This is a genomic window from Streptomyces sp. NPDC057963 (assembly GCF_042887155.1).
Lineage (GTDB): Bacteria > Actinomycetota > Actinomycetes > Streptomycetales > Streptomycetaceae > Streptomyces.
In genome coordinates this window covers 1-6,903 of record NZ_JBHVPX010000059.1, presented here as the reverse complement: position 1 = coordinate 6,903, position 6,903 = coordinate 1, and the positions used below count along the sequence as shown (strand labels likewise).

Sequence of the window (6,903 nt, the reverse complement as noted above, 5' to 3'; positions counted from 1 at the left end):
CGGCAAAGACCGCCCCACCCCCGATCCAGCCCGCTACACTCCCCACACCCAAGCCGCTGACCAGCGCTAATGAAGAAGTCCGGCTGGAGTACTAGGTGAGGGTGCCCGGGTAGGGGTGCCCCTCCGCGTACGCCTGCATGCTCGCCACGATGCCGGCGATGCGTCCCGGTTCCCATGAGGCGACGACGGCGTTGACCGGTGCTGCGGCGGTGACGAAGTTGAGGATGAAGGCATCGCGGAGCAGCAGGTAGGGCTCCAAGAGCCGGACGAGGCCAGTCGGCAGGGGCCGCACCTCGGCGTAGCCGGCCAGGAATGCGCGCACGAACTCCTCGTAAGCGCCTGGTACTTTCCGCGCGATCCGGTGGACGGAGGAGAGCGCGGTGGCGATATCGATCAGGAAATGACCCACGCCGCAGTCATCGAAGTCGATGACGCCGACGCCGCCGCCAGGCAACGCGAGCAGGTTCTCGAGGTGAAGGTCGCCATGGATACGTCCGCGTTCGTCCTGGCCGCTTTCTTGGAGGACCGGTGTGACCAACTCGGCTACCCTGCGGAGCGCATCGGTGCCGCTGGTGCCCAACTGCTTCTGTGCGGTGGGATCGGTGAGGGCATGCCCCTTGAACAGGATTGTCTCCGAGTCCCAGACCGGCCGATCGAAATCCAGCAGCGGAACCGTCGCGGAGTGCTGGTGCGCACAGGCAGTCGCGCAGCCCATCCCCTGCGCCATGCCGGGCTAGACGGTAGGGAGGCTCTGCCGTGCCAGGAAGCCAGTGAAGGAGAGAGGGTGGACGGTTCGTCATGGCCGGGGACTTCGACGGGGACCACATAACGGCTGCCAGCGGTGGTGACGGGCTCGGGGACGGCGACCGTGCGGGAGGCAGCCAGGCTTTCCAGCCATTGCATCTCGCTGCGCTGCTGGCGGGCGGTCCGGCCGTCGCGTACGGACAGGCGGGCGACGTAGGAAGTGCGGCCTGGCGGGGTGACGCGCCAGACGGCGTTGTCCTCGTACCGCTGGACTTCCATCTGTACGACGTCGCCGTCGAGTCCGTAGTGCTCGCTCAGCGCGGCCCGGCTCAGCGATTCGAGCAGATCGAGTTGCGCGGCGTGGGGGCGACAGAGAAACGACGTCACGGCGGGCACAACCTCTTTCGGTGGTCGGGGTGGGCGGGCGCCAACCGTGGCCGCAGGGCGGTCTGGTCAGCTGACTGTATTGAGCGTTCTCGCGTGGGCGAACTGGTGTTGCACGGCACGAACGTGGTGCTGTTCACCATCCGATTCCCTCGGCGGGGATTTCCGTGATGGGGGACGGTGCTGCGGGCGAGATGCCCCATTGCTCGTGGGCCAGGCGGGCGGCTTGGGCCGCCTGTTGGTAGCCCTGATCGCCCCAGCCGAGAAGCGCGGCGGCCTGCTCGGGGGTGGCCAGGAGCCGGGCGTACCGGCGGCCGCTGGCGGGGTCGGTCGTGGATGGGCCGACTGCTGTGATCGGCGCGGCCAGTCGCAGCCGAGCGCACTCGCCGATGCCGCCGTAGACTGCACCGGTCGCGCCGTAGACCCATCCCAGCCGCTCGATCCTTCCCAGAGAAAGGGTCAGTTGTGCTTCTTCGGCGGCCTCGCGTACCAGGGCGGCTTCCGGGGACACGTCTGTGGCCTCGACCGTGCCGCCGGGCAGCACGGCCAGCGGATCAGCGGGGTCGATCACCAGGACAACTCGGCCGTCGGGCATAAAGAGCCAGCCCCAGGCCTGAGGTACTGGAAGCCGTTTGGGTACTCGGTCAGGGTGCCACGGCCAGTCGCGTCCCTTCTGGGGCCGTGTGTGTACTTGGTACAGGTCCAGCGGTGGCACCGTCCCCACGTGCAGGCCGCCGTCGAGATGGGCAGTCGTGCCGGACAGGCGGGCGCGCAGCGCGGCCAGCATGCTCTGTGCGTCCACGGGGATCATCCGCTCGGCTGCCGCCCGGGAGTCGAGAAACTCGTATCCGTGCAGTTCGTCTGCGGGCAGGCGGAGGGCCGCGATGCCCTGCTCGGTCAGCGTTCCGCCGTCGAGCACGTAGCGCACCTCGCCCGGGAACGGCAGGTCCGCAGCGACGTCCGGATGTCCCGGGGCGACCCAGTTCACGGCCAGCACCCGCCCGGGCGTCCTCAACAGCCCGATCTCTTCGTGTACTTCGCGACGGAAGACCTGCCCGGGGCCTTCTCCTGGCTCCGCACCGCCACCCGGCAGCAGCCATTGCCTGCGGTAGGTCGGCTTGACCAGCAGGACACGCCCCAGCTCGTCAGTCACGAGCGCGGCTGTGCCCAACCAGACAGCGTGCCGTGACCGGGCGTACTCCTCCTGGGACATCTTTGGCTGCTCGGGTACCGCGGCTGTGTCGTCGTGCGTGGGGGAATTCATTTCCTGGCTCCCGTCTGTTGCGTTGGTGGGGCGTGGCATTGGTGTTTGAGGGTGTGGCTGGAACCACGGGCGGGGGTTCAGATGATGGGCGGCCGGCCGGCGGCCGTCAGCCGCCATACCGTGTGCCAGCTCATGGGGTGGCGGGTTTGCGCGTGCCGGAGTGCCCATCCTTCCCGCATGCCGCGGAGCGATTCGTGGGTTCCGCCGTGGCGCAGTGAGCGGGCCAGGGTGATGGCGGTCCAGTTCGCCAGGTAGAGGGGGATGAGAGGGCGGGGCAGGTTGCGGTAGGCGACGGTGATCCTGTTGCGGGCGGCGAGGCGGTGGAACAGCGCTTGGCGGGCGGGGCTGGTCACCGGGTGGTGCATACGAAGGCCGGCTGCGTGCCAGCCGGTCCAGCCCGCCGCCCAGCATCGGTACGCCAGGTCGAGCCCCTCGTGGTACAGAAATAGGCTGGCTTCCCACCCGCCGAGAGCGTCGAAGACGTCCCGGCGGACGAGGACGACGCCCTCGGTCATCGTGGTGATGGTTCCGGACCTGCCCGGATCGCCGGCGCGCAGTCGGGGCACCCAGCGGCGCGGCGTGGTCACATTGTCGGGACCAGTCAACCGCGGCTGGACGTAGGCGGCTTCGGGATGCTGGTCCGCCTCGAGGATCAGGCGGGCGAGCACATTGTCCGTGGGGAGGACGGCGTCGTTGTCCAGGAAGAACAGGTAGCTGTCCTGGTCCGGCCGGCTCGCCTCGTTGAGGGCGCGGCCTCCGGCGTTGCGGCCGCCGGGAACGCCGATGTTGGTCTCCAGGGCCACAGTGAGGGCGCCAGCAGGCACGATGTCGGGGACACAGCCGTTGCCGACAACGCAGATCCGCAGATCGACGCCTTGCTGGGCCATCAGCGTGGCCTGCGCGGCACGTTCTTGTTCAGGCCTGTCATTCATCGTCAGAAGGACGACTTGGACGACAGGGAGGTGCGGGTGCTGCGGCACAGCGTTTCACTCCGGATGCGGTGAGGCTGCCAGGGGCTGGACAGCGGGACGAGGTGTTGATGAGCGGCTTGGTACGCGGTTGCCGAGGGGGCTCAGCGCTGGTGCGCCGCATCCCTGAGGGTTCTTGGAGCGGGAATTACCCACTCCGAGTTCGGGGTGGCCGGTCACTGCTCTTGTCTTTCGGCGGTGGCGGTCCAGGGGGAGGTGACGGTGAAGGCGTGCTTTAACCAGCGTTCTCCCGCAGGGCGGCTGAGCGTGCGTCCCTGCCACCCCCAGGTCTCGGGCCCGTGAGCCGGGACGTTGAGCACGGCGGCCGCGGCAGTGTGAGCCCGGCGCATCCGCTCCTGCTCGGCCGGATCCGGGGGTGGCGCGAACACCGCCGGGCGCTCCCGCGGGACTGTGTGTCCTGTCATGACGGGCCGCTCAAGAGGGCGGTTGCACCCTCGTCGAGGAGTTGCCGGCCCGCGTGTCGCCCGGTGCGGGTTGCGTGGGTGGCGGGGCCCGAGGTGGTCGTTCGGATCGGGGTGCCGCCGGCCGGGTCGAGAACGACGGCGTGCACGGTCACGCTTTCGGTCACTGGGTCGTGGATGGCGTGGACGGACGCGGCGGTCAGACAGTTGCCGCGCAAGGCGGCCAGGGCAGCGCGCTCGGCGTCCAGGATGATGCGGGTAGGACCGTGGGTGACAGGGGCCAGCAGATGCCCCGTGACCGGGTCGTCGGCGCGGTGCTCGATGACGACGATTCCCGCCCCCGATGCGGGCAGCCAATGGGCCGGATCGAGGATCTGCGAGGCACGCTCGGCAAGCCCCAGGCGGCGCAGGCCGGCCAGCGCGGCAATCATGGCGTCCACACCGAGGGCTCCGGTATCGAGGCCGGACAGCCGCGTGTCGGCGTTGCCTCTGATCGGAACCGGCACCAGTTCGGGGTAGAGGGCGCGCAGGAGGGCCGCCCGACGGGGTGCGCTGGTGCCGACCCTGGTGCCGGGCGGAAGGTCGGCGAGTGTGGCCGGCGAGTGGACGGCGGACAGGACGAGGACATCGCGGGCGTCCTCGCGGGGCAGGACCGCACCGACGGTGATGCCAGGGGCGCGGTCGTGCGGGCCGGGCAGGTCCTTGGCGCACGCAATGGCCGCCTCGATCCGGCCGTCGAGAAGGCGGGCGTCGGCGGACCGGGTGAAGGCGCCCTTCCCACCGATCTGGGAGAGCGGCCCGCGGTGCCGGTCGCCCTCGGACGTGATCGTGACGATGTCCAGAGGGGTCTTGGGGTAGCGGTCGCGGAAGAGGCCGGCGAACCGGCCGGTCTGCTCCATGGCCATGGGGCTGGGCCGGGTCCCCAGCCGCAAGGGCCGGGTGGTGACGGTGCTGGTCATGTGATGGTGGTCCGGCTTTCGAAGGGGTGGGCGGTGGGCCAGCTGGTGGTGCGCAGGGCGAGGCGGTGTACACCGGTGCCGATCCGGCGCAGCGCGGTGAACATCTCGGCCGCGTATGCGGGGTTGAGGAGGTCATGGGCATGATGGCCGGGCCGCTGGAGTGCCGGGCCGGGCCGGTGACCAGCTCCGTGGCAGGGTCCGCCAGGGCGGCAGGTCCTGGTAGTCATGCGAGTGAGGAGCGTTCGCTGCGAGCGCGGTCCGCATTGCACCGGAGACACCCTCCGGGGCGGCGACGGCCGCGCGCCGGGTATCGCTTCGCGCAGGTTGGCGTCGAGGGTTCGCTTGCCGCCACATACAGGGCCGTTGAGCCAGACGGTCACGTGCCCTCCAGGGCTGCGGCGGGTGTCCCGCCGGGTTCAACGTCGTCCTGGAGGAGCACGTCACGGCCCGGCCACTGGAACACCATGCGCGAGCACGGTCTGTCCACCGTGTCCCCGGTGGGCAGCAGGCGATCGGGTGTGCCGGCCGGGTGGATGGTCAGGTCCGGGTCTTCGCCGTCACGTACGTGACGGTCCCAGGTCCGCACCGTGGCTGCCAGCTGCTCGGCGAGCTGCGGCCCCTGTTCCCCGAAGGCGTGGACCGTCCATTCCCATTCCTTGTCGGCCGGGCTGTCGCCGTGCCGGGTCTGGACATGGACCAGGTAGGCCAGTGAGGCGTCGCCGAGGATGGACGGGGCGTCACAGTCCTCCGCGATCAGGGTGACGCCGGTGCCCTCCTCCCGGTGGGAGGACAGGCGGCAGAAGCCGGGCAACGTCGTGGCAGCGTAGAGCTGGAGCGAGCCGAAGTAGAAGCCGCTGCCCATCCTCACCCCGGTGGCGACTTCGTGCCGCGGCCCGCGCAGCGCCTCCTCCAGCCCCTCGGTGGGGGCGGGGGCGCCGTCCTCGAACCGGAGCCGCAGCTCACCGCCGAGAAGGTCGACGGCCGGGACGGCACGTGCGTGCTCGCCCTGGGCGCGGATGAACCCGCAGTGCGTGAACCGCTCCGCGTGCAGGACATCCCCGGCGCGCCGGAACGTGATGGCCCGGGGGTAGCCACCCACCTCCAGCGGCAGGACCAGGCGTCCGCGCTCGGCCAGCTGCTCGCGCCAGGCCGGGGCGATGTCCCACACGTTGTACGTGATCACGCTCCCGTCGAATCCGCCGCGAGGCACGAGGCGGTCCGGTGCGCCGAGGGCGGCGTCGCCCTGGAAGGCGGTGACGCGTCCGCTGCCCGCCTCCGCGGTGAACCGGCGGGTGCGGTGGACGACGTACGGGTCGATATCGCCGGTGACGACCTGCCCTGTGGGGCCGGTGACGTGGGCCAGTAGCTCGGCGTTGTAGCCACCGGACCCTGCCTCGTACACGACCGCGCCCGGCTCCAGCTGAAGGCTCTCGATCATGTCAGCCTGGAGCCAGGGAGCGGACACGGAGCTGAGCGCGGTCCCGGAGGAGTCCCTGGCCGTCAGCACGGCGAGGTCGTCGTCGTAGGCCGTCTCCAGAGGGGCTTCAGGGACGAACCGGTGCCGGGGGACCTCCCGCAGCGCCGACTGAACCCGCAGGGACGGCGCCCACCCCTTGGCCACCACGGCATCAGCCATCCGGGTCCGCAGCCGCGTGGCCTCGGCCGGCTCTCCGGGCACGGGCGGGACGGTGGTGGCGCACGGGTAGGAAAGGATGGGCGGCAGCCCGGGAAGCGCTCCGGGCCACACCGCGTTCAGCGTCTGCGCGGAGGGCATGAAGATTCTTCCCAGGGTGGCCAGGGCGGCCAGGGTGTGCAGGGGGTGCCACTCCCAGCGTGAGAATTTCTCCGGCTCCCGCAGCACCAGCTCGCCTTCCCAGGCGGTGACACGGATGACGGCCGATCAGTGCAGCAGATTCGAACCGGCGCGCGGGTCGGCCGGGCCTGTGCGGGCTGGGGCCGGCGGCACGTCTCGCCGTGTCCTGTACCAGGCAGGACGTCGGCCGTATCGACCAGCGTCGATCACAAGGGCTAGGTTCCTCGATGGAGGTTCGAACGTGAAGTTACGAGATGGAATGTGCCCGCGGGCATGTGGTGCACGAGACGCAGTGCTTCGCGGACGCCTTCGGCGCGCCTGGATGGCAGACAGCACTCGCGGAGCCGAT

Annotated in this window: 7 protein-coding genes; 1 reads left to right on the top strand and 6 read right to left on the bottom strand. The window is 70.3% G+C overall.

Annotation, left to right across the window (positions count from 1 at the left end; translation table 11 throughout):
• Positions 1–91 precede the first annotated feature (91 nt).
• Positions 92–727 carry a phosphotransferase enzyme family protein gene (locus ACFVT1_RS40825; RefSeq protein ID WP_389805830.1) on the bottom strand — a complete coding sequence of 212 codons (636 nt, stop codon included), beginning with the start codon at positions 725–727 and terminating at the stop codon, positions 92–94.
• Between the two features lie 71 nt (positions 728–798).
• On the opposite strand from ACFVT1_RS40825, the gene ACFVT1_RS40820 reads away from it, so the two are divergent.
• Positions 799–1,299, top strand: coding sequence for a hypothetical protein (locus tag ACFVT1_RS40820; protein ID WP_389805827.1), 501 nt, complete (start codon positions 799–801; stop codon positions 1,297–1,299).
• Here ACFVT1_RS40820 and ACFVT1_RS40815 read toward each other — a convergent pair.
• The 5 genes from ACFVT1_RS40815 to fxlM all read right to left on the bottom strand — a co-directional run bounded on the left by ACFVT1_RS40815 (position 1,265) and on the right by fxlM (position 6,602).
• Positions 1,265–2,392: an NUDIX domain-containing protein gene (locus ACFVT1_RS40815; protein ID WP_389805824.1), complete on the bottom strand. Its 1,128-nt coding sequence runs from the start codon at positions 2,390–2,392 to the stop codon at positions 1,265–1,267. The genes ACFVT1_RS40820 and ACFVT1_RS40815 overlap by 35 nt on opposite strands.
• Positions 2,393–2,469: 77 nt before the next feature.
• Positions 2,470–3,324, bottom strand: a complete 855-nt coding sequence (locus ACFVT1_RS40810; RefSeq protein ID WP_389805821.1) for a glycosyltransferase family 2 protein — start codon at positions 3,322–3,324, stop codon at positions 2,470–2,472.
• A 457-nt stretch (positions 3,325–3,781) separates the two neighbouring features.
• Positions 3,782–4,741 (bottom strand): hydroxymethylbilane synthase, encoded by a 960-nt coding sequence (gene hemC, locus ACFVT1_RS40805; RefSeq protein ID WP_389805818.1) that lies wholly within the window; start codon positions 4,739–4,741, stop codon positions 3,782–3,784.
• Positions 4,738–4,968, bottom strand: coding sequence for a hypothetical protein (locus tag ACFVT1_RS40800; RefSeq protein ID WP_389805815.1), 231 nt, complete (start codon positions 4,966–4,968; stop codon positions 4,738–4,740). The genes hemC and ACFVT1_RS40800 overlap by 4 nt, the downstream gene beginning before the upstream one ends.
• A gap of 149 nt (positions 4,969–5,117) precedes the next feature.
• Positions 5,118–6,602, bottom strand: coding sequence for a methyltransferase, FxLD system (gene fxlM / locus ACFVT1_RS40795; protein WP_389805812.1), 1,485 nt, complete (start codon positions 6,600–6,602; stop codon positions 5,118–5,120).
• Between the last annotated feature and the right edge of the window lie 301 nt (positions 6,603–6,903).

Coding starts and splice junctions, on each gene's coding strand:
- ACFVT1_RS40825 (WP_389805830.1), bottom strand. CDS start 727: ATGGCGCAGGGGATGGGCTGCGCGACTGCCTGTGCGCACCAGCACTCC.
- ACFVT1_RS40820 (WP_389805827.1), top strand. CDS start 799: ATGGCCGGGGACTTCGACGGGGACCACATAACGGCTGCCAGCGGTGGT.
- ACFVT1_RS40815 (WP_389805824.1), bottom strand. CDS start 2,392: ATGAATTCCCCCACGCACGACGACACAGCCGCGGTACCCGAGCAGCCA.
- ACFVT1_RS40810 (WP_389805821.1), bottom strand. CDS start 3,324: ATGAATGACAGGCCTGAACAAGAACGTGCCGCGCAGGCCACGCTGATG.
- hemC (WP_389805818.1), bottom strand. CDS start 4,741: ATGACCAGCACCGTCACCACCCGGCCCTTGCGGCTGGGGACCCGGCCC.
- ACFVT1_RS40800 (WP_389805815.1), bottom strand. CDS start 4,968: ATGACTACCAGGACCTGCCGCCCTGGCGGACCCTGCCACGGAGCTGGT.